Below are 23921 nucleotides of genomic sequence, written 5' to 3'. Positions count from 1 at the left end.
GGCCCGCCCGGCTCACCACTGCGCCCCGGGGTGCGCCCGGTGCAGCACCTGCATCTCGGCCAGCAGGAAGGACAGGTGCTCGGTGTGCACGCCGGCCCGGCCGCCACCCGGCTTCCAGCCGTCCGCCGGCCGGGTCAGGGTGGCCTCGGCCAGCACCGGGGAGACCACGGCGTCGAAGTCGGCGCGCAGGGCGGCCGGGTCGACCGGGGCCGCCGGGTCCGCCGTGAACAGCTCGTGGTGGTACGGCCAGAGCTGGTCCACCGCCGCCTGGGCGCGACGGTGCGACTCGTCGGTGCCGTCGCCGAGCCGCTTCACCCACAGCGCGGCGTGGTCCAGGTGGTAGGCGGACTCCTTGCGGGCCTTGGCCCCGATCGCGGCGAGCCGCTCGTCGGCGCAGCCGGCCAACGCGGTGTAGAGCGGCACCTGGTACGCCGAGAGCAGCAGCAGCTTCACCATGGTCACCGCGAAGTCGCCGTTGGGCAGCTCGACCAGGAGACAGTTGCGGAACTCCCGGTCGTCGCGCAGGAACGCCAACGCGTCCTCGTCCCGGCCGGCGCCCTCCAGCTCACCCGCGTACGACAGCAGCAGGCGGGCCGCGCCGAGCTGGTCGAGGGCGATGTTGGCCAGCGCGATGTCCTCCTCCATCTCGGGTGCGCGGGTGGCCCACTCGCCGAGCCGCTGGGCGGCCACCAGCGCGTCGTCGCCGAGGGCGAGGGTGAAGTCGAAGGGGCCGTTCACAGGGCCGGTCTCCGTTCGCGACTGCGGGCTCGCAAACCCGGCTCACTCCTCGCGCTCACAGGTGGGCCACCCCGTCCGGCACCTCGTAGAAGGTGGGATGGCGGTAGACCTTGTCGGCGGCCGGGTCGAAGAAGGCGTCCTTCTCGTCGGGGCTGGACGCGGTGATCGCACCGGCCGGGACCACCCAGATCGAGACGCCCTCCTGCCGACGGGTGTAGAGGTCCCGGGCGTTGCGCAGGGCCAGTTCGGCGTCCGGGGCGTGCAGGCTGCCGACGTGGGTGTGCGACAACCCGCGTCGGGGGCGCACGAAGACCTCCCACAGCGGCGAGGTCACCGTCGCCGGGGGCGTTTCCCGCTGCTCGCTCACGCCGCCACCGGCTCCCGCTGTGCGCCGGCCCGCTGCTTCGCGGCGTACGCCGTGGCGGCCTCGCGGACCCACGCGCCGTCGGCGTGCGCCCGGCGGCGGTGTTCCATCCGTTGCCGGTTGCACGGCCCCTCCCCCTTGATCACCCGCATCAGCTCGTCGTAGTCGGGCTGGGTGAAGTCGTACGCCTGCCGTGTCTCGTTCCAGCGCAGGTCGGGATCGGGGATGGTGAGGCCGAGGATCTCGGCCTGCCGCACGCACATGTCGACGAAGCGCTGCCGCAGCTCGTCGTTGGAGAACCGCTTGATCTTCCAGGCCATCGACTGCGCGGAGTGGGTGGAGTCACCGTCCGGCGGGCCGAACATCGCCAGTGACGGGTACCACCAACGGTCGAGGGCGTCCTGGGCCATCGCCCGCTGGGCCGGGGTGCCGTGCGCCAGGGTGTGCAGGATCTCGTAGCCCTGCCGCTGGTGGAACGACTCCTCCTTGCAGACGCGGATCATCGCCCGCGCGTACGGCCCGTAGGAGCAGCGGCAGAGCGGGACCTGGTTGACGATGGCCGCGCCGTCCACCAGCCAGCCGATCGCGCCCACGTCGGCCCAGGTGAGGGTGGGGTAGTTGAAGATCGAGCTGTACTTCTGCCGACCGTCGAGCAGCAGCTCCACCAGCTCGTCCCGGCTGACGCCCAGGGTCTCGGCGGCGGCGTAGAGATAGAGGCCGTGGCCGGCTTCGTCCTGCACCTTGGCCAGCAGGATGGCCTTGCGCTTGAGCGAGGGTGCCCGGCTGATCCAGTTCCCCTCCGGCTGCATGCCGATGATCTCCGAGTGGGCGTGCTGGGCGATCTGCCGGACCAGCGTCCGGCGGTAGGCGTCGGGCATCCAGTCCCGCGGTTCGATCTTGTGGTCGGCGTCGATGACCTCGGCGAAGTACGCCGCCGGGTCGTCGCCGGGCAGCGCGCCGCCCCGAGAGCGGGCCGCCGCCTCGCGCAGCGCCGTCTCGGCGGCCTCGACCTGACCGAGCAGGCCACCGCCGGGCGCTTCCTCCTGCGGGGCGAAGTCGTTGCCATACATGCGATAAGTGTTACAGCTCGCCTCTTGCAACACCAGAGGGTGTAACAGGATTTGCCGACCGCTTTGTGTTACCAAACAACTACTGTCCGTTACATCTCCGGTCGGTTGTTGACTGTGACTCGAATCACTGATCCGCGATGAGCGCCCGTAATCGGCTTCCATACTGCCTTTATCCAGACTTTTCGGCGGGTCGCCGGGCGTCGAAACCTGGCGACTCGGCTGTCCGGACGTAGACTTCCCCGGTCACCCCGATCGGCTGACGACGATCGCCACCGGAGACAGAGGCCACCATCCCCCGGCCTCGGCGATCGAGCCGACACCCGTGCCAGCCGACACCGTCGGAAACAGCCGGCCCCCCGGCCCGGACATCTGGAGCTCGCCACTCATGCGATCTCGCGTGATCCTGGTGCTCGCCGTCATGGCGGTGCTGCTCGGCACCGGACTGCTGGTGCCGACCGCGTACGCCAAGCTCGCCGGCGACGACGCGAGCGGCGGCAGCGGCGCTGGCACGGCGGAGAAGGTGCCCGCCCCCGCGCCCACCGCGCCGCCGGCCCCCACCCTGGCCGCCGCTCCGGTCACGGTCAACTTCAACGGCCAGTTCTTCGGCTGGTCGCTGATGGACCGGGAGACCGGCCAGCTCTCCGGCTCCAAGAACATGACCTCGACCAGTTCCACCGAGTCGATGTTCAAGGTCTGGATCGTCTCCGACTACCTGCGCCAGCTCGACAAGCGGAAGCCGCCGGCCGACAAGCTGAAGTACGCGCGGCTGGCCATCCGGGACAGCGACGACGACGCGGCCAACCGGCTCTATGCGGCGGCCGGTGGGTCGTACCGGGCACCGGACGGGGGAAAGCCCGGCCCGGTGCTCAAGCGGGCGATCGACATCTGCGGCCTCACCGACACCAAGCCCGGCAACGTCCGCGGCTACGAGGGCTGGTGGAGTTTCACCCGGATGTCCCCCCGCGACGCCGCCCGGCTCGGTGACTGCGTCGCCAACGGCAAGGCCGCCGGCCCCATCTGGACCAAGTGGGTGCTCAACGAGATGGCCCAGGTGCGGGGCAGCGTGACCAAGCAGCAGGCCCGCGCCGGCGGCGGCCGGTGGGGCATCATCGACGGGCTGCCCGCCGAGATCAAGTCGCAGGGGCCGGTCGCCATGAAGAACGGCTGGACCCCCCTCAGCTACGACGTCAACTGGCACGTCAGCTGCCTCGCCGTGACCGACAAGTGGAGCCTCGCCGTGATGATGCGCTACTCGATCAAACAGCCGCTGTCGTACGGTGCGAAGGTCTGCGCCAGCGTCGCCACCCAACTGGTCACCCCCCAGCCCGGTGCCGCGCTCAAGGTGCCGCAGCCGGTCGAGAAGCTCTGATGGCCGGCAGCCGACGGCCTGGCCGCTCCACCGGCCGGGGGGAACACCAACCCTTGAAGATCGTCGCCGTGGCGGCGGTCCTGACCGGTCTGGTGCTGGTCTCGCTACGCCTCCTGCCCGGGTCACCGATGGAGTCCACCGCCGCCTCGAAGTGGGGTGACGCGTCCACCGCGACCCGCTCCACCGACTCGCCGGCCGACCGCCGCAGCCGGCCCATCCCGGCACCGTCGCCCACCCCGTCGCTGACCCCGCTGCCCTTCACGGACCGGGACCTCGACCTCGACATCAAGGGCTGGTACGCCTGGAGCGTGCTGGACCGCCGGACCGGCGCGATCATCGGCTCGGACAACATGGCCGAGACCAGCACCACCGCCTCGCTGATCAAGTCGTGGATCGTCGCCGACTACCTGCGCCGGGCGGCCGAGGCGGGGCAGACCCCGAGCGACGCCAAGCTCGCCGACGCCACCCGGATCATCCGGGACAGCGACAACACCCGGGCCGAGCAGTTCTACAACGGCGTCGGCCGGGCCTCCTCGATCAAGCGGCTGATCTCGATCTGCAAGCTCACCGACAGCAGTGTCGCCCCCGACGGCGGCTGGAGCCGGACCAACCTCTCCCCCCGCGACGCCGCCCGGCTCGGCAACTGCATCGCCGACGGCCGCGCCGCCGGCCCCAAGTGGACCAACTGGCTGCTCAACGAGATGAAGCTGGTGCGGGGTTCCGGGGACTTCGGCATCCGCAAGGCGTTCCCGGCCGCCGAGCGGAAGAAGATCGCCATCAAGAACGGCTGGATCGACCGGACCCGCGAGCAGGAGATGCACATCAACTGCCTGGCCATCGGCAGCACCTGGACGATGGGCGTGATGGTCCGCTACCCGATCGAGCTGGGCTACGACTACGGCATGAAGAACTGCCAGAAGATCACCGAAGCCCTGCTCGGCCCCAGCACCTGACCGGGCCGAACACCTGATCGACCCGGCCGGTCGGGGGCGGGAACCGGCGGGGCCGGAGCCGCACCGGTTGGGCCGACGGGTCCAGGGCAGCGCCGGAGCCGGCCGGTCAGGGCCGCACCGGAGCCGGCGGGTCAGCCGGCGAAGAACTCCGGGCCGCCGTCGGGCAGGGCGGGGGCCTCGCCGGTCGCCGCCACCCGGCGGGCGAACTCGCGCAGCCCGGCGACCTGCCGCTCGCCCAGCGAGAAGTCGAGCGCCCGGAAGTACGTGGCCAGCGTCGCCGCGTCGAAGGGCTCCCACCGGGCCGCCGCCTCGGCCACCTGGTCCAGCTCGGCCAGGCACAGGTCACGGGAGCGCAGGAAGGCCTGGTGTACCTCCTTGACCAGGCCCGGGTGGGCGGTGGCGAAGTCGCGGCGGACCGCCCAGACGGCGAAGACCATCGGCAGGCCGGTCCACTCCCGCCACGCCTGCCCGAGATCGGTCACCGCCAGCCCCCGACGGGGCGCCTCGTAGAGGGCGCGCAGCGCCACGTCCCCGATCAGCACCCCGGCGTCGGCCTCCAGCAGCATCTGGGTCAGGTCCGGCGGGCAGCGGAAGTACTCCGGGTGGACGCCGTACCGGTCGGCGAGCAGGAGCTGGGCCAGCAGCACCCCGGTACGCGAGGTCGAACCGAGCGCGACCCGGCCGCCGGCCAGCTCGGCCAGCGGCCGGGTGGAGACCACGTTGACCGAGAGCACCGGCCCGTCGCTGCCCACCGCCAGGTCCGGCAGGAGCAGCAGCTCGTCGGCGTGCCGCAGGTATTCCACCTGGGAGATCGGGCCGATGTCCAGGTCACCGGCGACCAGCGCGGCGCTGAGCCGGTCCGGCGAGTCCTTGTGCAGGTCGACGTCGAGCAGCGCGCCGGAGCGCATCAGCCCCCAGTAGATCGGCAGGCAGTTGAGGAACTGGATGTGCCCGACCCGGGGGCGTGCCACGCGCTCAGCCATGACCCGACGGTATCCCCGCCGGTCCCGGGTGGCTCACCGGGAACCCCGGGGAGTGGCCAACCCCGCACCTCACCCCGTCTCGGCGAGCCCGCCCCCGACCGGCGGATCCGCACACCGCCCGGGCTCACCGACCGGCCCGGACGACAGCCGCCCGGCGGATCCGCGCCACCACCGCCCGACCCACCGCCCGGCCCGGGGAAATCGGGTGGAGCGGGGGGTCGGACGGCGCGTAGGCTGGTTGACCGCTCGACGGCCGTGGTGAGGTAGCCACCGCAGCGGACGTCCCCACGCGCCAAGGACCCTTCCTGGATACGCGGGCGAGCCGATCGAGACGCCGAAGAGGACCACCGTGCCCGCAACCGACGAACGCGGCAGCGCACACTCAGCACCCGCACACCTCGACACCGAACTCGCCGCCGAGCAGGCCCACCTGGAGACCTCCCGGCTCGCCCTGCGACGGATGCGCGACCGCGCCCAGTCGCTCTTCGCCACCGGTGACAAGGTCGCCGGGGACGCGTACACGGCCGAACAGCTCGGCCGGCACCTGGCCCGGCGGGTCGCCGAACTGGCCGACGACCCGGCCACCGCGCTCTTCTTCGGCCGGCTGGACTTCGGCCCCGCCGACCCGGAGCACGCCGGGCGGGCTTACCACGTCGGCCGGCGGCACGTCACCGACGAGCGGGGCGAGCCGCTGGTGCTGGACTGGCGGGCCCCGGTGTCCCGCTCGTTCTACCGGGCCAGCGCCCGCGACCCGCAGGGGGTCGCCGTACGACGGCGGTTCGGGTTCGACGCCGGGGCGCTGACCGGTTTCGAGGACGAGCACCTGGACCGGGGCGAGGAACTGGGCACCGGCAGCCGGATCCTCACCGCCGAGATCGAGCGTCCCCGGGTCGGGCCGATGCGGGACATCGTCGCCACCATCCAACCCGAGCAGGACGAGCTGGTCCGGGCCGACCTGGCCGACTCGATCTGCGTGCAGGGCGCACCGGGCACCGGAAAGACGGCGGTCGGCCTGCACCGCGCCGCGTACCTGCTCTATCTGCACCGGGAGCGGCTGCGCCGGGCCGGGGTGCTGGTCGTCGGTCCGAACCGGGCGTTCCTGTCCTACATCGCGGCGGTGCTGCCCGCCCTCGGCGAGGTCGAGGTGGCCCAGGCCACCGTGGAGGAGCTGGTGGCCCGGGTGCCCGTCCGGGCGGTCGACGACCCGGCGGTGGCCGCCCTCAAGCACGACCCCCGGATGGCCGAGGTGCTCCGGCGCGCGGCGGACGCCCGGATCACCGCCCCCACCGAGCCGGTCATGGTGTCGGACGGGTCGTTCCGCTGGCGGATCGGCCTGGACCCGCTGCACCGGGTGATCGAGGAGACCCGTCGGGAGGGGCTGCCGTACGGGACCGGCCGGGAACGGGTCCGGGCCCGGGTGGTCGGGTTGCTGCAACGTCAGGCCGAGGCCCGCCGCGCCGAGTCGCCGGGCGACGCCTGGCTGCGTCGGATGGGGAGGTCCCGGCCGGTGACCGCCTTCCTCGACGCCGCCTGGCCGGCGCTCACCCCGGAGGGGCTGGTGCACGCGGTGCTCGGTGACCCGGATCTGCTGGCCACCGTCGCCGACGGCCTGCTCGCCCCGGACGAACAGGCTCTGCTGTGCGGGACGAAGCTGGGCCGGACGCCGAAGGCGACCCGGTGGACCGCCGCCGACGCGGTGCTGATCGACGAGGCGGCCGGGCTGATCGAACGGGCCACCGGGTTCGGGCACGTGGTGGTCGACGAGGCGCAGGACCTCTCCCCGATGCAGTGCCGGGCCATCGCCCGACGCAGTGAGCACGGTTCGATCACCCTGCTCGGCGACCTGGCCCAGGGCACCGCCCCGTGGGCCGCCACCGACTGGCGCGAGTCGTTGGCCCACCTGGGCAAGCCGGACGCGGCGGTGGTGCCGCTGAGCGTCGGCTTCCGGGTGCCCGCCGTGGTGGTCGCGTTCGCCAACAGGTTGCTGCCCGCGCTGGCTGTGGACGTACCCCCGGCGGTGTCGTTGCGCGGTGACGGGGCGCTCGACGTGCGTACCGTGGCCGATCTGGCGGCGGCGACGGTGGCCGAGGTGCGCGCGGCGCTCGGGCGGGACGGCTCGGTCGGGGTGATCGCCGCCGACGACGCGGTGGACGGGCTGCGCGCGGCCCTCGCCGCCGCCGGGGTACCGACCGCGACCGCCGACGACGCGGCGGCCCCGGCGCGGGTCACCGTGGTCCCCGCGACCCTGGTCAAGGGCCTGGAGTACGACCACGTGGTGGTCGTGGAGCCGGCCGCGATCGTGGCCGCCGAAGCGCGCGGCCTGCACCGTCTCTACGTGGCGCTGACCCGGGCCGTGTCCGGCCTGTCGGTGTTGCACACCGCGCCGCTGCCCGGTCCGCTGGCCGGACCGCCGACGGCCTGACCGCCGCCGACGTCACCACTGCGGGCGGACCACCGCCGACCTGACCGACGGCCGGGCCGGTCGGCGGCGCTGCCGTGCCGTCGGACGCACCCGGGGGCCGCGTGGCACTCCGTGGCCGACCCGGCCACCCGGCCGCTCGACTTTGTGTTTTAAAGTAGTTTGCATGACACCGGACGAGGACACCGCTCCGCTCGACGCCGCCGACGCCATGCGGCTGATCCGCGAACAGCAGGCCAGCACCGTCCGGCGGCTCGAACCCGACCCCCGGCTGCACTACTGGCCCTGGGGATTCGCCTGGCTGATCGGCTTCGGGGTCTACTTCCTGCGCTTCTCCCCCGGCGGCCGGACGCTGGTCGACATGCCCGCCTGGCTGCCGCTGACGGTGCTCTTCGCGCTGCTCGCCGCCGCCGCGGTGGTCTTCGGGGTGGGCAGCGCCCGTGCCTACCGGCACGTCGCGGGCGAGTCGGCCCGGCGCGGCAGGTGGTACGGCACAGCCTGGGGCCTGGGGTTCCTCAGCCTGTCGGTGGTGATCGGCCGGGTCACCGACAGCCTGCCGGCCGACCTCGCCGGGCTGCTCTGGTCGGCGCTGTCGGTGGGGCTGACCGCCGCCCTGCACATGGCCGGCGGCGCGATCTGGCTCGACCGCACCCTGTTCCGGCTCGGGGTCTGGCTCACCGCGGTCAACATCGTCGGGGTGATCGCCGGCCCCGGTTGGCACGCCCTGGTCGTCGCGGTGGCCGGCGGCGGCGGGCTGCTGGTGGCCGGCGTGCTCGCCCGGCGGCGGCACGGATGAGCGAACTCGACCCGGTCATCCACGCCCAGGCCCGGCTGCGGGTGGTGGTCACCCTGGCCACCCTCGCCGACGGCGACCGGATCACCTTCCCCCGCCTCCAGGAACTGCTCGCGATGACCGCCGGCAACCTCTCCGTCCACCTGCGCAAGCTGGAGGACGCCGGATACGTCGAGATCGACAAGACCCACCGCGGCCGCACCCCGACCACGCTGGTCCGGCTCAGCCGGCGCGGACGGCGGGCGTTCGAGGAGTACACCGAGAACATCCGCGCCCTGCTCGACCCCTCCGACCCCAGGGAGACCCGATGATCCTCGCCCACGCCGACCAGGCCACCCGCCGGTACGGCGACGTCCTCGCCCTCGACCGGGTCGACCTGACCGTCTCCGCCGGGGAACTCGTCGGCCTGCTCGGGCCGAACGGCGCCGGCAAGAGCACCCTGATCAACATGCTGGTCGGGCTGCGTCGCCCGAGCGCCGGCCGGGTCGAGCTCTTCGGCGGCGACCCGCGCCGACCGGCGTCCCGGCGGCAGCTCGGGGTCACCCCGCAGGAGACCGGGCTGCCCGGCACCCTGCGGGTCGGCGAGGTGGTCGACTTCGTCAGCGCGCACTTCCCCGACCCGGTGCCCCGGGCCGAACTGCTCGACCGGTTCGGCCTCACCGGCCAGGTGAAACGGCAGACTGGCGGGCTCTCCGGCGGGCAACGGCGTCGGCTCGCCGTCGCGCTGGCCTTCGTCGGCCGGCCCCGGCTGGTCGTCCTGGACGAGCCCACCACCGGGCTGGACGTCGAGGCCCGGCACACCCTGTGGGAGGCCATCCGGTCGTTCCACGCCGAGGGCGGGACGGTCCTGCTGAGCAGCCACTACCTCGAAGAGGTGGAGGCGCTGGCGCAGCGGGTGGTGGTGCTGGGGCAGGGCCGGGTGCTCGCCGACGACACGGTGGGGGCGATCCGGGGCATCGTCGGCGTCCGCCGGGTCAGCCTGACCGCCGACGACCTGCCCGCGCTGCCCGGCGTGGTCGCCACCGAGCACGCCGACGGGCGTACCCACCTGCTCACCACCGACGCCGACCAGCTGGTCCGCGACCTGGTCACCGCCGGGGTGGCGTTCCGCGAGCTGGAGGTCCGCCCCACCTCGCTGGAGGAGGCCTTCCTCGCCATCACCGCCACCGGCCCGGCCGCTACCGACCCGGCCGCCACCGACCCGGCCGCCACCGACCCGGCCCCGACCGCCACCAGTGCCGCCGTCGGCGGCCGACCCACCGCCTGAGGAGTCGACGCCGTGCCGCTCACCCTGGTCCACGCCCGCTACCAGCTCCTGGAGACCCTCCGCATCCCGGTCGCCGTGGTGGGCAGCGCCTTCTTCCCCGCCGCCGCGATGCTCTTCTTCGTCGTCCCGTTCGCCGGGGACGACCCGACCGGCGCCACCTACGCCACCGCCGCGATGGTCACCTTCGCCGTGATGAGCGCCAACATCTTCCAGTACGGCGTCGGCGTCGCCGAGGACCGCGACCAGCCGTGGAACCCGTACACCCGGACCCTGCCGGCCGGTCCGGGGCCCCGGCTGGCCGGACGGATCCTGGCCGGGCTGGTGCTGACGTACCTGTCGATGCTGCCCGTCGTGATCATCGCGGCGGTCGCCACGGCCGCCCGGGTCACGCCGGCCGGACTGCTGCTCGGCGCGGTCACCGTGGCCGTCGTGTCGGTGCCGTTCACCCTGCTCGGCCTCGCCATCGGCTACTCGCTGCCGAGCAGGGCGGCGATCGTGGTCGCGCAGGTCGTCTTCTTCCCGCTGGCCTTCGGCGGCGGCCTGCTCTCCGCCCCCGACGACGCACCCGGCTTCATCAAGGTGATCGCCCCGTTCCTGCCCACCCGGGGTGCGGTCGAGCTGATGTGGGCGGCGGTCGGCGACTGGCGGCCCGACCCGCTCGCCCTGGCCATGCTCGGCGTCTGGGTCGTGCTGCTCGCCGTGATCTCCGGTGGCGCCTACCGGCGGGACGAGGGTCGCCGGTTCAGTTGACCTTTCGCCGGTTCGGCCCGGCGGCCGTCGACCGGTGCCACGATGCCGGCAGGGCGGCCACCGGCCCGCCCCCGCAGCCGAGAGGGGTCGACGTGAGCACCGTCGCCGCGGGCACGCCCTGCTGGACCGACCTGGCGACCCCCGACCTGGACGCCGCCCGGCGCTTCTACCCGGAGCTGTTCGGCTGGACCGGACGGATCGCGCCGGAGCCCGGGGCGGCCGGCTACACCACCTTCCGCAAGGACGGCCGGGCGGTGGCGGGCGCCGGCCCACCCGCCGGGCCGGACCAGGCACCGGTCTGGTCGACGTACGTGGCGACCGACGACGCCGACCTGGTCACCATCCGGGTCGAGGCGGCCGGCGGACAGGTGCTGGTCGCCCCGTTCGACGTCCTCGACGCCGGTCGGATGGCGGTCTTCGCCGACCCGGCCGGCGCGGTGTTCAGCGTCTGGCAGCCCATGCGGATGCCCGGTGCGGAGTTGCTCGACGCCCCCGGGGCGATGTGCTGGAACGAACTGGTCAGCCCCGACCCGGAGGGCGCGAAGGTCTTCTACGAGCTGGTCTTCGGCTGGCACCCGGAGGAACGACCCGCCACCGGGTACGACCACACGGGCTGGCGGTGCGGGGCACGGATCGTGGCGGGGATGCTCCCGCCACCCGGCGACGGTCCGGCCGGTCGGTCGGCGTACTGGTCGGTGTTCTTCGGGGTGGCCGACGTGGACGCCGCCGCCGCGCGGGCCACCACCCTCGGCGGCACCATCGGCAGCCCGCCCCGGGACACCCCGCTGGGCCGTCTCACCACTCTCCACGACCCCCAGGGCGCCCGCTTCTCCCTGCTCCAGACCGGCACCGGACGCGGCAGCCGCTCCTCATGACCGGGGCGGAGCCGGGCGGGTGGGCACCACGAGGGGGCCGTGCTCCCCGGGAACGACCCGGATCCGGGCCCGGTAGTGGCGGGACAGCAGCTCCTCGGTGAGCACCTCGTCAGGTGGTCCCACCGCGACGACCCGGCCGTCGGCGAGCAGCACCATCCGGTCGGCGTACTCACCGGCGACGGAGAGGTCGTGCATGGTGGCCAGCACGGTCAGCCCGTGCTCCCGGCGGAGCTGGTCGACCAGCTCCAGCACCTCCTGCTGGTGGCCGATGTCCAGCGCGCTGGTCGGCTCGTCCAGCAGCAGCAGGGTGGCACCCTGGGCGAGCGCGCGGGCCAGGAAGACCCGCTGCCGCTCCCCACCGGAGAGGGTGGCCAGCTCCCGCCGGTGGAACACGGTCAGGTCCAACCGGTCGAGGACGTCGTACACGGCGGCCAGGTCGGCCGCCGACTCCCGGCCCAGCGGGGCGATGTACGGGGTCCGCCCCAGCAGCACGTAGTCGACCACCGACATGCCCGCCGGCACCACCGGGGACTGCGCCACCGTCGCCACCACCCGGGCCCGGTCCCGACGACGTAGCGCGCCGGACGGCGTACCGAAGAGCGAGACCGCGCCCGGGGCGGGCAGCAGGCCGCCGACGGCCCGCAGCAGGGTCGACTTGCCGGCGCCGTTCGGCCCGATCACGGTGACCCACTCGCCCGCGCCGACCGTGAGGTCGACGCCGGCCAGGATCACCGACCCACCGAGCCGGACGTGCAGCCCCCGCACCTGCACCGCCGGCACACTCACGGGAACACCCGGCGGGCGGTGCGCAGGACCAGGACGAAGAACGGGCCGCCGAGCAGGGCGGTCACCACGCCGATCGGGATCTCTGCGGGGGCGGCGGCGGTGCGGGCGACCACGTCGGTCAGCGCCAGGAACGCCCCGCCGAAGAGCATCGACAGCGGCAGGATCACCCGGTAGCTCGACCCGGCCAGCAGCCGTACGGTGTGCGGCACGATGATCCCGACGAAGCCGATCAGCCCGGACGCGGAGACGGCGGCGGCGGTGCCGAGCGAGGCGGCGGCGATCAGCAGGTAGCGGGAGCGCTGCGGGTGCAGGCCGAGGCTGGCGGCCTCGTCGTCGCCGACGGAGAGCACGTCGAGTTCCCGCCGGTGCAGCAGCACCACTACGGCGGTCAGCACGAAGTACGGCAGGATCAGCCGGACGTCACCCCAGCCGGCGGTGCCCAACCGCCCGAGCAGCCAGGAGTAGACCGGCTGGATCCCGTCGGAGTGCCGTTGCAGCAGGTACGTCTGCCCGGCGGCGAGGAACGCCGACACCGCCACCCCGGCCAGGATCAGGGTGGCCGGTGACCGGTCCCGCCCGCCGGCCGCCCCGAGCAGGTACGTCAGGGCGACCGCCCCGAGCGAGCCGACGAACGCGGCGAGCGGGATCGTGACCGGCATCCCGGTCAGCGCACCGCCCGTCCCGACGCCACCCAGCGTGATCACCGCGGTCACCGCGAGCCCCGCGCCGGCCGCCACCCCCAGCAGGTACGGGTCGGCCAGCGGGTTGCGGAACACCCCCTGGTAGCAGCCGCCGGCCAGGGCGAGCAGACCGCCGACCAGCAGACCGAGCACCACCCGGGGCAGCCGCAGCTCGGTGACGATGGCGATCTCGCGTTCGGTCAGTCCGCTGTCCAGGCGTACCCCGGGCAGCAGGTTGAGCAGTTCGGCGGCGACGCTGCCGGGTGGCAGGCCGACCGGGCCGAGGGACACCCCGGCGACCAGGGCCACCAGCACGGCGAGCACCCCGGCGGCGAGCCAGCGCCTGCGCAGCCCGGCCGGTCGGGGCGTACCGCCGGCCGGCCGGGGTGCGGCGGCCCCGGCCGGCACCGGGTCGGTGGACCGCACGGTCACCGGTGGTGGACCGTCACGCCGGCACCTTGGCGGTGGCGTCGACGATCGACCGGAGCAGGTCGACCACGCGCGGCCCCCAGCGCGAGGCGATGTCGTCGTCGAGGGCGACGACCTGGTTGTTCTTGACGGCGGTGACGCCGGCCCAACCGCTGCGCGCCTTGACCGTGTCGGCGCTCTGCTGGCAGCACTTCACGTCGGCCAGGAAAACGAAGTCGGGGTTCGCCTTGACGATGGTCTCCTGGGAGAGCTGCGGGTAGCCGCCGTTCTTGCCGTCGGCGTCCGAGGCGTCGGCGATGTTCTCCAGCCCGGCGAGGGTGTAGAGCGAGCCGATGAAGGTCTTGCTGGTCGCGCTGTACAGCTCCGGCCCCAGCTCGTGGTAGTAGGTCAGCTTCGTCGACCGCTGCGGCAGGTCCTTGGTGAGCTTGCCGATGTCGTCCTTCATCCGGCGGGTGACGTCGGCCGCCTCGGTCGGGTGCCCGGTGAGCGTGCCCAGGTCGGTGAGCTGCCGGTAGGTGTCGTCGAGGGTGGTCGCGGCCGGGGTGAGCAGCACCGGGACCTTCAGCGCGGTGAGCTGGGCGACGATCTTGTTGGTGTCGTTGGCGAGCACCACCAGGTCGGGGTTCTTGCCGGCGATCGCCTCGGCGTTGGGCTGGAAGCCGGACAGCTCGCTCCTGGGCGCGTCGGCCGGGTGGTTCGACTGGTCGTCGACGGCGGTGACCTGCTTGCCCGCGCCGATGGCGAAGAGCATCTCGGTCGCGGTGGGCGACAACGAGACGATCTTCTCGGGCCGCTTGTCCAGGGTGAGGTTGCCCACAGTGGCCGGGAAGGCCGCCGCGCCGGAGCTGCCACCGGTGGCGGGGGCGTCGTCGGACGCCTTCTCGGCGCACGCGCCGAGGGCGAGGGCCGCCACCGCGAGGGTCGCGGCGAACAGCCGGGGGGTACGTCGGGACATCGGTCCTCCTGTCGGTCGAGGAGCGTGGTGCTTCGCCGACAGGAACCGCGGTGCGTGCCCGTCCGCGAGGCGCCCTTCCTCGAGAGCGCGTGTCGCGACCGACCGCAGGCGACCTGGCTCGTCCCCACACACGACGACGCCGGCCACTCGGGCCGGGCGTCGGGGCGGCCCGGCGGGGCCGGGACACGGTGGAGCATCTCAGTTGCGGGACAGCGCCGGTTTCCCACCGGCTTCGCTGCGGGTCGATCGGGTGCCACGGTAGCGCACGACCAGCGGAGATCGTCTGCTCGGTGGGGGTGGGTGGGGTCCCGTCGGGGGCTTACGGGACCCCACCCGGAGTCACGTCCGGTGGGTCAGCAGTAGGTGCTCTGCTTGTTGATGACCCGGTACGGGCAGTCGGCGTACTCCGACAGGAGCAGCACCGCCTCCTTGTTGCGGGAGGTCTGGGCCGGGATGACCTCGTCGGGCGGGTAGAAGCCGCCGCCGGCCCCGGACGACCCGGGGTACATCTCGAAGGTGTACGCCCAGATCTTGTGGGTCGCCCACATCCAGTCGAGGCTGTCGCCGTCGGTGATGTAGAGGTCGCTGGACTGCTCGGGGGTGTAGCCGTTGGTGGCCGCCATCCGCTGCCCGAGGGTGGCGAAGGTGTTGTACTGGTCGGCGGTCATCCCGCTGGGGGTGTTCGCCGTGGTGTAGCCGAACGGCCAGAGCACCAGCTGCGAGTAGGTGTGCCAGTCGATGTTCGCCTTGATCTGCTGCACCCCGCCGACGACCCGGCTGTTGACGAAGTCCCGCAGCGCCTTGGTCTCCGGGGCGGAGAAGGCGGACGGCCCCCGGTAGGTGCTCGACGACGGCGAGCCGGACGAGCCGCCGCAGCAGCCCCAGTTGTAGCCCCAGTTGCGGTTCAGGTCGGTGCCGACCGCCGCCGCGCCGCTGTTGGGCTGCCGGTTCTTGCGCCAGGACCGGTAGGAGCCGGTGGCGATGTCGTACTCGCTGCCGTCCGGGTTGACGGTGGGGACGATCCAGATCTCCCGGGAGTTGACGATGCTGGTGATCCGGGAGTCGCTGTTGTAGCTGTCGGTGAAGAGGTTGAGCAGGTAGATCGCCATCTCGACGGTCAGGTGCTCGCGGGCGTGCTGCTGGGAGTTGAACAGGATCTCCGGCTCGGCCTCGTCGGTGCCGACGTTGTCGGAGATCTTCACCGCCATCAGGTCGCGGCCCTCGTACGACCGGCCGATGCTGATCTTGCGGGCGATGGCCGGGTGGTCGGCGACCACCTGGTTGACCACGGCGGTCAGCTCGGCGTAGTCGTGGTAGTTCGAGTCGGCCGGCGGGAAGGCGTAGGTGCCGGCACCCTCGGCGGGAGCGGGCGGGGCCTCCTTCTCCAGCCGGAAGCCGAGCCGGGTGATCGCGGCGGCCTCGGACCGGGTGGCCGAGACGTACAGCACACCGTGCTCGGCCGAGTCGATCGCCGCTCCGGTGCGGGCGACGGCGTTGCGGTCGGCCAGGGTACGGGGGCCGAGCACCCGGTACTCGGCGGCGGCGGGCTCGGGTTCCGGGGCCGGGCGCGCGGAGACCGGCCCGGTGGCGACGGCGGTGAGGCCGAAGCCGGCGATGACGGCGAGCGCCAGGCGACGCCGGAAGGTGGAGGCGCGGAAGGCCATGGACATCCTCCTCGGGGTACGGGGTATCCCGCTGTGCGCACACTTCACCAGGAGTCACATGGTCATATCAATATCCTTGACTATCTCAGGCCATCCCGACCGGATCGTCCTCTCGGCAACTATTTTCCTTACCGCAAACCCTGGCGAAACTTCCTGCCGAGCGGGACAGTGAAGGACAACGATTCCCCACCCCGCGGAGTTGCCATGTCCAGCAGAGCCCTGCGCACGGCCGCCCTCGTCGGCTTCGCCACCCTGACCCTGCTCGCCAGCACCGCTCCCGTCCGCGCCGTCGGCCGCCTCGCCGAGGCACACCCGCCCGCCGGAGGTCGCCCGCCCGCCGGCGACCACGACGAGCAGATCACCTTCCAGGAGTGGTCCCGGTACCCGGACTGGCGGGCCGGCACCCACCAGGGCACGTTCGCGGTGCCCGGCCACCGCGCCGGGCTCGCCATCGGCCGGCCCGCCGGCACCACCGCGTTCACCGACGAGCACACCGGCACCACCCGCACCTGGGAGTACGCCACCTGGACCTCACCGCGCACCGCCATCGGCTTCGACGCCACCGAACTGGTCGCCTCCTGGAACGCCGACACCCCCGACGGTACCTGGCTCCAGGTCGAACTCCAGGGCACCTACACCACCGGCACGCACACCCCGTGGTACGTCATGGCCCGCTGGGCCGCCGGTGACCGGGACGTCACCCGGGCCACCCTGGACGGTCAGGGCGACCCCTGGTCCAGCGTCTGGACCGACACCTTCGCCATCGACGCCGCCGCCGACGGAATCCGGCTGCGGTCGTACCAGCTACGGCTCACCCTCTACCGCGCGCCCGGACGGACCACCTCGCCCCGGGTCCGGATGCTCGGCGCGATGAGCTCGTACGTACCGGACCGGTTCACCGTCGTCCCGAGCCGGGGCGGCATCGCCTGGGGCACCGAGTTGCCGGTGCCGGCCCGCTCCCAGATGGTCCACCGGGGCAGCTATCCCGAGTGGGGCGGCGGGGGCCAGGTCTGGTGCAGCCCGACGTCCACCACGATGGTGCTGGAGTACTACGGCCGGCTGCCGTCGGCCGCGGACCTGTCCTGGATCGACCCCGGCCACCCCGACCCGCAGGTCGTCCACGCCGCCCGGATGACCTGGGACGACGAGTACGAGGGCACCGGCAACTGGCCGTTCAACACCGCGTACGCGGCCAGCTTCCCCGGCATCGAGGCCCGGGTGACCCGGCTGCACTCCCTCGACGAGGTGGAACGCTTCATCCGGGCCGGCATGCCCGTGATCACCTCGCAGTCCTTCCTCGACACCGAGCTGGACGGGTCGAACTACGGCACCTCCGGGCACCTGTTCGTGATCGTCGGCTTCACCGCCGACGGCGACGTGATCGTCAACGACCCGGCGTCGGCGTCCAACGCCGAGGTCCGCACCGTCTACCGGCGGGACCAGTTCGAGCAGATCTGGCTGCGCACCAAGCGGCACCGGACCGACGGCACGGTGGCCGGCGGTTCGGGCGGCATCGTCTACCTGATCAAGCCGACCGGCCGCCCGTGGCCGACGGTCCCGGGCTCGACCAACTGGTGACCCGCCGACCGGCCGGCAGCCGCTGCGGACGCCCGACGGAGGTGGTCAGGGGCGTCGGTCGTCCCCGTCGGGTCGCGCGTCCCCGGCGGGCCGGTCGACGCCGGTCGGTTGGTCGTCGCCGGCCAGGGCGGCACGCAGCCGCTCCTTCTCCGCCCGCCGCCGCCCGGCGGCGGCGGCCACCTCCTCGGCCATCTGGTCGCGCCAGCCCCGGAGCAGGAAGAACGACGCGGCGGCCGAGAAGATCACCGCCACCATCAGTTTCAGGAAGAGGTCCATCCCGACCGGCCACAGCGCCGCCACGACCACCAGGAACAACCCGATCCTGGCCAACGTGTACTTGACCGCCGCGCTCACGGGTTGACCTCGGTTCGCGACTGCGGGGCTCGCAAACCCCGCTCACTCCTCGCGCTCACGGATTCACCTCGGCTCGCGACTGCGGGGCTCGCACAACCCGCTCACTCCTCGCGCTCACGGGTTGACCTCGGCTCGCGACTGCGGGGCTCGCACAACCCGCTCACTCCTCGCGCTCAATGTCCTTCCCCCACTCCACTGCTTCCGCCCCGGGGTGTCCCGACGCCGGTGGTTCAGCCCGTGCGTCGGGCCAGCCAGTGCACGCCCTGGAACCAGAGCACCGCGTACCCGACGGTGAACGCGAGCGCCGCCAGCCCGCCGGTGAACAGCGGCGCGAGCCCGGCGGCCAGGCCCGCCACCAGCAGCCCGGCGAGCACCGCGACCGCCGCGGCGGACAGGGCGGCGACCACCCGGGCCGCGCCGAAGTCCCAGGCCCGGAAGTCGTCCCAGAACAGCCAGGCCGGCAGGATCACCGCGAGCCACCCGTTGGTACGGCCGAAGTCGCCCGCGCCGGCCACCGCGAACGCCCAGTCGAAGAGCACCAGCGCCAGCAGGCCGATCACCCAGCCGGCCAGGCTCACCCCGAGCAGGTCACCCAGGGTGAGGATGCGCCCCTCGGCGTCCCGGCGGGGAAACCCGCCCCGCTGTGCGGTCGGCTGTCGTCCGGTCATGGTGTGCCGAGCATACGGGCGGGTCAGGCCCAGACCTGCTGCGGCTCGGCCCGCCGGGACGCCAGCGCGGGTGCCCGGTCGTACTCGCGGACCACGTTGTAACGGGTGTCCCGCTCGACCGGCTGGAACCCGGCGTCCCAGATCAGGTGCAGCAGGTCGTCCCGGTGCATCGTGTTCGGGGTGCCGTACGAGTCCGCGTCGTGCGTGATCTTGTATTCGACCACCGAGCCGTCCAGGTCGTCCACGCCGAAGTTGAGCGAGAGCTGGGCGACCGACAGGCCGTGCATCACCCAGAAGTTCTTCAGGTGCGGGACGTTGTCGAAGAGCAGCCGGGAGACCGCGAACGTCTTCAACGACTCGGCCGGCGACGCCATCGTGGTACGCGCCTGGATCCGGTTACGGATCTTGCCGTCCGCCGAGTCGACGAAGTCGTGCTGGTAGCGCAGCGGGATGAAGACCGCGAACCCGCCGGTCTCGTCCTGCAACTCACGGAGCCGCAGCACGTGGTCGACCCGGTGCCGGGGCTCCTCGATGTGGCCGTACAGCATCGTCGCCGGGGTCTTCATGCCCTTGGCGTGGGCCAGCGCGTGGATCCGCGACCAGTCCTCCCAGTGGCAGGCGTGGTCGACGATGTGCTGGCGGACCTCCCAGTCGAAGATCTCCGCGCCGCCGCCGGTCAACGACTCCAGGCCGGCGTCCATCAGCTCGTCGAGGATCTCGTCGGCCGACAGGCCGCTGATCTTCTCGAACCACTGCACCTCGGTCGCGGTGAAGCACTTGAGCTTGACGTTCGGCAGCGCCGCCTTCAGCTCCCGCAGCACCTTCGGGTAGTAGCGCCAGGGCAGCGTGGGGTGCAGGCCGTTGACGATGTGCAGCTCGGTGAGCTGCTCGTCCTCCATCTCCTTGGCCTTGCGGACCGCCTCCTCGATCCGCATCGTGTACGCGTCCTTCTCGCCCGGCTTGCGCTGGAACGAGCAGTACGCACACGAGGCGGAACAGACGTTCGTCAGGTTGAGGTGCCGGTTGACGTTGAACATCACCCGTTCGCCGTTCAACTCCGTCCGCCGGTGGTGGGCCAGCCGGCCCAGCCAGGTCAGGTCGTCGCTCTCATAGAGGGCGATCCCGTCCGAGCGGGTCAGTCGCTCCCCCGCGTACACCTTCGCTTCCAGCTCACGCTTGAGTCCGGCGTCCATCGAAAAGCCACGTCCCTTCCACCTGCGGTCCGATCGAGCGTACGTCGGACCACCCACCGGTCGGCAGGACGGGCACCGCCAGCGACGTACCTCACCCGCACTCCCAGGCTTCTCCAAGCCGGCTGCGCATCGACATCGTTGTCCCGGTGCGGTAAGACAGGAAGGGACGCGGCGCACGCTGGGCGCGTCCCGGTCGCCGCGCCCACCCCGCGCGGTGCCATCACGCGGCAACAGGGAGCGGCATGGTCGACAGCGGGCACGGGCGACGGCAGCGACGACGCAGGAGCCCACTGGTCTCCCCGGTGCTGCGTCCGGCGCTCTGGTCGGCCCTGCTCGGCGCGGTCGCCGCGATGGTCCTGACCACCCCGGCCTACGCCGAGCCGCCGCTGCCCAACACCGTCCCGGACACCGGTTCCCGGCCGGTGGCGACGGGCGGGCTGCAGCTACCCGGCGCACCGACGTCCGGCTACCCGACCTCCGGCCAGCCCGGCTACCCGACCCTGCCGGTCGGCGGGCTCCCGACCAGCCCGCTGCTGTCCCAGATCGACACGCTGACCGCCCAGAACGGCCAGCTCGCCGACCAGCTCCTCCAGTTGCAGAAGCAGCGCGACGACGCGCGAATCCAGCTCACCGGCGTCCAGGCGGAGCTGACCCGTGCCCGGGGCGCGCTGACCGTAGCCGAGCAGCAGGCCAACGCCGTCGCCGCGAACGCCTTCAAGGCCGCCGCCGCCCTGCCGCCCGGCGAACTCGCCCGCGACCTGCACGGGCTGAGCGTCCTCCAGCGGGTGACCCGGGGCGAGCAGGCCGACGACGAGACCACCGCGGCGGCCGGCGAACTGTCCCGGGCCCGCACGGCCGAGCAGGTCGCCGCCCAGGCGGTCACCGCCGCCACGGACCGGGTCCGGCGGGCCGAGGAACAGTTCGCCGCGGTGCAGAAGGCGCTGCGGGACAACGACGCCAAGATCGCCAAGCTGCGGGCGGACAACCAGGCCCAGCTCATCGCGCTGGAGAAGCAGCAGGAGGCCGCCGAGCAGAAGCTGGGCGCGGCGTACGTCGAGGGGCAGAGCAGCACCGGGATGAACGCCAGCCCGCAGGCGCTCGCCGCCGTGCGGTACGCGCTGGCGCAACTCGGCGACCCCTACCTCTGGGCGGCCGAGGGGCCGGACCGGTTCGACTGCTCGGGGTTGATGTGGGCCGCGTACCGGTCGGCCGGCTACTACGACCTGCCCCGGGTCGCCCGCGACCAGTACTACGCCACCCGTGGCCGGACGGTCGCCCAGAGCGCCCTGCTCCCCGGCGACCTGCTCTTCTTCGCCTCGGGCAGCAGCTGGACGACCATCCACCACGTCGCGATGTACATCGGCAACGGAAGGATGGTCCAGGCGCCGCGCAGCGGGGACGTGGTCAAGATCTCCCAGGTCAGGTGGTCCGGCCTCTACGCCGCCACCCGGGTCGTCGGCGCGGTGAGCGTCCCCGGCGCCCCGATCACCCAGGTCCCGACGCCGACCCCGAAACCCACCACGCCGTCGCCCAAGCCCACCACGCCGACCCCGAAGCCCACCACGCCGTCGCCCAAGCCCACCACCCCCACCCCCACGCCCCGGCCGACCGGTGGGTCGACCAAGCCGCCGACGAAGCCGCCGGTCCCGCCGCCGACGCCCACGCCGACCAAGAGCGTGGCCCCGACGCCCAGCGTCTCCGGTTCCGGCACCGACACGCCGGACACCAGTGCCACCCCGACCACGGCCGTCAGCACCGGCACCGCGGAGAGCAGCCGGTCGGCGTCCGCCCCGGCGAGCACCGGAAGCTGACCGACCGGCGGCCACGCCCCGACCCCGTCGGCACTCCGGCTGTGCCGACGGGACGAGATGTGGCACGGTGACACGAGGCACAGCCGGTCACCGTTCACGGGACGGGTGCGAGGGCACGCGGAGGGCGATCATGGGCGAACAAGAGGTTCCGGGGGCACGTGTCGACCAGGGAGCCGTCCCCGATCCGGCCATCGACACCCCACGCCAGCCCACCGGCAGCGCTGACCGGCCGGCCCGCGCCACGGCCAGCGTGCGCACGGCGACCGCCCCGCCCGAGGGCGGCGGACCGCCCGCCGAACCGGCCGTCGCGACCACCTACCGGGCGGGCGCTCCGGCGACCTCCAGCGCCGACGGGTCCACCCCGGCCGCCGGTGCCGCCACCTGGGCCGTGGGCCAGGTCGCCGGTGCCGGGTCCGGGTCCACAACCACCGGTGCCGGGGTCACAACCACCGGTGCCGGGGTCACAACCACCGGTGCCGGGGTCACGAACACCACGACCGGGGCCACCGCGACCGGGGCCACAGCCACCGCGACCGGGGCCACAACCGCCGGGGCCGTCGACCAGGCCGCTACGACCGTCGACCCGGCGGGCCGGACGTCGACCCCGCCCTCCGGGACGGGTGGCGGGTCCGGCTCCACCTCGTCCCGGCCCGGCCGCCCCGCCGACGAACCGGCCGCCCCGACGGTGGTTCCCGGACAGCGCGGCGGATCGGACGGCGGCACGGCACGGGCCAGCGTCTCCGTTCCCGGGCTCAGCCGGATCTCCGCCGCCGAGGCCGAGGACGCGGCGACCGGCGCGGGAACGCGATCCGGCGATACGGCCGGTGGGGTCTACCGGACGGCACCGGCCAGCCCGGAACCTTCCGAGCCGGCGCAGCCCCCACAGCCGGTCCAGCCGCCCACCCCGGAACCGGACCCGACGCCGAGCCCCACCCCGAAGCCGGACCCGAGCCCGTCGCCGTTCACCCCGGAACCGGCCCCCAACCCGTCGCCGTTCACCCCGGAGCCCGCGCCGAGCCCGGCACCCGACCCGGTTCCCGTACCGGTGCCGGGTCCTGTTCCGGTTCCACCCGGCCCGGTTCCGCCCGTACCCGGACCGCCGGTGCCGCCCCCGGGTCCGGCGGTGCCACCGCCTCCTCCGCCGCCCGGCCCGATGCCCGCGCCCCCCTTCCCGCCGCCACCAGCCATGCCCGGCCGCCCGGCCGCCGCGCCCACCTTCCGGACCAGCGCCTCCGCCGTCGTCCCCACGACCGCCGGCACCGTCGCGCCAACGGCCCCGGCATCCCTCGGTGCCACACCACCGGCCGCCACACCACCGGCCACCGAGCGCCCGGCCCCTGCCGTCCCCGCCCTGTCGACCGCGCCCCGGACGTCCGGTCCGGTGGTCCCGGCGGGTTCGACCCCGCACCCGCCACCCCCGGTGGACCCGGCCGGAGCGGGAGGATCCCACCCCGGAACAGCCACCCCGAACACAGCCGGCGCAGGCCGTCCCGGCACGGGAACAGCCGGCACGGGAACAGCCGGCACGGGAACAGCCGGCACGGGAACAGCCGGCACGGGAACAGCCGGCACGGGAACAGCCGGCACGGGAACAGCCGGCACGGGAACGACCGGCACGGCCAGGCCGGCGTTCCGGTCACCGGTCGTCACCGACCTGTCGGTCGACAGCGTCACCTCCGTGCTGCCGGTGGTGTCGGCCCCCGCGGTGCCCGGCGGACCCCCGTCGGCGACCGGCCCACGCCAGCAGACCGCCGGTGCCGCCCGCTCCACCACCGGTACGCCGTACCGGGGTGGCCCCGACCTGGCCAGCGTCGGCTTCGGCGGCGGCCTCGACGGGCCGGGACACGCCACGGTCGCCTTCCCGGCCAATCCGGTAGAGAACTCCGGCTCGCTGACCGGGCACATCCTGGCCCAGGGCTGGTCCGACGCCACGCCCTCGCGGACCCGGACCACCCGGGTGGTGATCGTGCTCGCCGCCTCGCTGGGGCTGCTGGTGGCGATCAGCGTGCTGGTCGTCCTGCTCGCCAACGACGTGATGGACGGTCTGGTCGGCAACATGCTGTCCCAGTGAGGTCGCCCGATCGGGGCGGGAAGGATGCGCTGGTGGGCGACTTGCCGGGCCGTCAGGGCCGACCGGCCGGGGTGAGTCCGCCCACTCCGGGCTCGGGGTGCGCTGGCGACACCGCCGGATCGCCGTACACTTGTCGGGATCACTGACCCGG

General features: G+C 73.3%; 21 protein-coding genes and 1 pseudogene. 11 read left to right on the top strand and 11 right to left on the bottom strand.

The window, feature by feature from the left end; all coding sequences use genetic code 11:
- Positions 1-12: 12 nt before the first annotated feature.
- From paaC to paaA, 3 genes are read right to left on the bottom strand one after another with little or no spacing between them, the layout of a single operon-like run.
- A complete protein-coding gene (gene paaC, locus O7612_RS02855; protein ID WP_282270200.1) occupies positions 13-738 on the bottom strand; it encodes a 1,2-phenylacetyl-CoA epoxidase subunit PaaC in 726 nt (241 codons plus the stop codon).
- Between the two features lie 55 nt (positions 739-793).
- Complete coding sequence (gene paaB, locus O7612_RS02850; RefSeq protein ID WP_282270198.1) at positions 794-1105, bottom strand: 1,2-phenylacetyl-CoA epoxidase subunit PaaB; 312 nt, start codon at positions 1103-1105, stop codon at positions 794-796.
- Entirely contained in the window at positions 1102-2172 is a 1071-nt protein-coding gene (gene paaA / locus O7612_RS02845) for a 1,2-phenylacetyl-CoA epoxidase subunit PaaA (protein WP_282270197.1), read from the bottom strand. Before paaA ends, paaB begins: the two co-directional genes overlap by 4 nt.
- A gap of 385 nt (positions 2173-2557) precedes the next feature.
- On the opposite strand from paaA, the gene O7612_RS02840 reads away from it, so the two are divergent.
- Both O7612_RS02840 and O7612_RS02835 read left to right on the top strand, forming a co-directional pair.
- Entirely contained in the window at positions 2558-3541 is a 984-nt protein-coding gene (locus tag O7612_RS02840) for a hypothetical protein (protein WP_282270196.1), read from the top strand.
- A complete protein-coding gene (locus tag O7612_RS02835; protein ID WP_282270195.1) occupies positions 3541-4494 on the top strand; it encodes a hypothetical protein in 954 nt (317 codons plus the stop codon). The genes O7612_RS02840 and O7612_RS02835 overlap by 1 nt, the downstream gene beginning before the upstream one ends.
- 131 nt (positions 4495-4625) lie before the next feature.
- On the opposite strand, the gene O7612_RS02830 is transcribed toward O7612_RS02835, so the two are convergent.
- A complete protein-coding gene (locus tag O7612_RS02830; RefSeq protein ID WP_282270193.1) occupies positions 4626-5477 on the bottom strand; it encodes a menaquinone biosynthesis protein in 852 nt (283 codons plus the stop codon).
- A gap of 460 nt (positions 5478-5937) precedes the next feature.
- Between O7612_RS02830 and O7612_RS02825 the strand changes: the two genes are divergently transcribed.
- From O7612_RS02825 to O7612_RS02800, 6 genes are all read left to right on the top strand, one after another.
- Positions 5938-7899, top strand: coding sequence for an AAA family ATPase (locus O7612_RS02825; RefSeq protein WP_282273773.1), 1962 nt, complete (start codon positions 5938-5940; stop codon positions 7897-7899).
- A 163-nt stretch (positions 7900-8062) separates the two neighbouring features.
- A complete protein-coding gene (locus O7612_RS02820; RefSeq protein ID WP_282270191.1) occupies positions 8063-8692 on the top strand; it encodes a transporter in 630 nt (209 codons plus the stop codon).
- A complete protein-coding gene (locus O7612_RS02815) occupies positions 8689-9000 on the top strand; it encodes a transcriptional regulator (protein WP_282270189.1) in 312 nt (103 codons plus the stop codon). Before O7612_RS02820 ends, O7612_RS02815 begins: the two co-directional genes overlap by 4 nt.
- The gene (locus O7612_RS02810) at positions 8997-9956 is read left to right on the top strand and encodes an ABC transporter ATP-binding protein (protein ID WP_282270187.1); all 960 of its coding nucleotides are present in this window, start codon (positions 8997-8999) and stop codon (positions 9954-9956) included. Before O7612_RS02815 ends, O7612_RS02810 begins: the two co-directional genes overlap by 4 nt.
- A 12-nt stretch (positions 9957-9968) precedes the next feature.
- The gene (locus tag O7612_RS02805; protein WP_282270185.1) at positions 9969-10706 is read left to right on the top strand and encodes an ABC transporter permease; all 738 of its coding nucleotides are present in this window, start codon (positions 9969-9971) and stop codon (positions 10704-10706) included.
- Between the two features lie 92 nt (positions 10707-10798).
- A complete protein-coding gene (locus O7612_RS02800; RefSeq protein ID WP_282270183.1) occupies positions 10799-11581 on the top strand; it encodes a VOC family protein in 783 nt (260 codons plus the stop codon).
- Here O7612_RS02800 and O7612_RS02795 read toward each other — a convergent pair.
- The 4 genes and pseudogenes from O7612_RS02795 to O7612_RS02780 form a co-directional block, all read right to left on the bottom strand.
- The gene (locus O7612_RS02795; protein WP_282270181.1) at positions 11576-12367 is read right to left on the bottom strand and encodes an ABC transporter ATP-binding protein; all 792 of its coding nucleotides are present in this window, start codon (positions 12365-12367) and stop codon (positions 11576-11578) included. The two genes, O7612_RS02800 and O7612_RS02795, sit on opposite strands and share 6 nt — an antisense overlap.
- On the bottom strand, positions 12364-13455 hold the full coding sequence (locus tag O7612_RS02790) for an iron ABC transporter permease (RefSeq protein ID WP_282273772.1): 1092 nt from the start codon (positions 13453-13455) through the stop codon (positions 12364-12366). The genes O7612_RS02795 and O7612_RS02790 overlap by 4 nt, the downstream gene beginning before the upstream one ends.
- A 37-nt stretch (positions 13456-13492) precedes the next feature.
- Positions 13493-14431, bottom strand: coding sequence for an ABC transporter substrate-binding protein (locus O7612_RS02785; protein ID WP_282270180.1), 939 nt, complete (start codon positions 14429-14431; stop codon positions 13493-13495).
- 368 nt (positions 14432-14799) lie between these two features.
- Positions 14800-16095, bottom strand: a pseudogene (locus O7612_RS02780) (M14 family metallopeptidase); the annotation flags it as partial.
- Between the two features lie 204 nt (positions 16096-16299).
- Here O7612_RS02780 and O7612_RS02775 point away from each other — a divergent pair.
- Positions 16300-17673: a peptidase C39 family protein gene (locus tag O7612_RS02775; RefSeq protein WP_282270179.1), complete on the top strand. Its 1374-nt coding sequence runs from the start codon at positions 16300-16302 to the stop codon at positions 17671-17673.
- Positions 17674-17718: 45 nt separating this feature from the next.
- Here the strand turns inward: O7612_RS02775 and O7612_RS02770 are convergent, their stop codons facing one another.
- From O7612_RS02770 to mqnE, 3 genes are all read right to left on the bottom strand, one after another.
- Positions 17719-18027 (bottom strand): DUF4229 domain-containing protein, encoded by a 309-nt coding sequence (locus O7612_RS02770; RefSeq protein ID WP_282270177.1) that lies wholly within the window; start codon positions 18025-18027, stop codon positions 17719-17721.
- A gap of 230 nt (positions 18028-18257) precedes the next feature.
- Complete coding sequence (locus tag O7612_RS02765; protein WP_282270176.1) at positions 18258-18695, bottom strand: hypothetical protein; 438 nt, start codon at positions 18693-18695, stop codon at positions 18258-18260.
- 23 nt (positions 18696-18718) lie between these two features.
- On the bottom strand, positions 18719-19888 hold the full coding sequence (mqnE, locus tag O7612_RS02760; RefSeq protein WP_282270175.1) for an aminofutalosine synthase MqnE: 1170 nt from the start codon (positions 19886-19888) through the stop codon (positions 18719-18721).
- Between the two features lie 242 nt (positions 19889-20130).
- On the opposite strand from mqnE, the gene O7612_RS02755 reads away from it, so the two are divergent.
- A complete protein-coding gene (locus O7612_RS02755; protein WP_282270173.1) occupies positions 20131-21699 on the top strand; it encodes a C40 family peptidase in 1569 nt (522 codons plus the stop codon).
- A 1678-nt stretch (positions 21700-23377) separates the two neighbouring features.
- Positions 23378-23770 carry a hypothetical protein gene (locus tag O7612_RS02750; RefSeq protein WP_282270168.1) on the top strand — a complete coding sequence of 131 codons (393 nt, stop codon included), beginning with the start codon at positions 23378-23380 and terminating at the stop codon, positions 23768-23770.
- Positions 23771-23921 lie beyond the last annotated feature (151 nt).

It is taken from the genome of Micromonospora sp. WMMD987 (assembly GCF_029581435.1).
Taxonomy (GTDB): Bacteria; Actinomycetota; Actinomycetes; order Mycobacteriales; family Micromonosporaceae; genus Micromonospora; species Micromonospora rifamycinica.
This window is presented reverse-complemented; position numbering and strand designations above follow the sequence as displayed.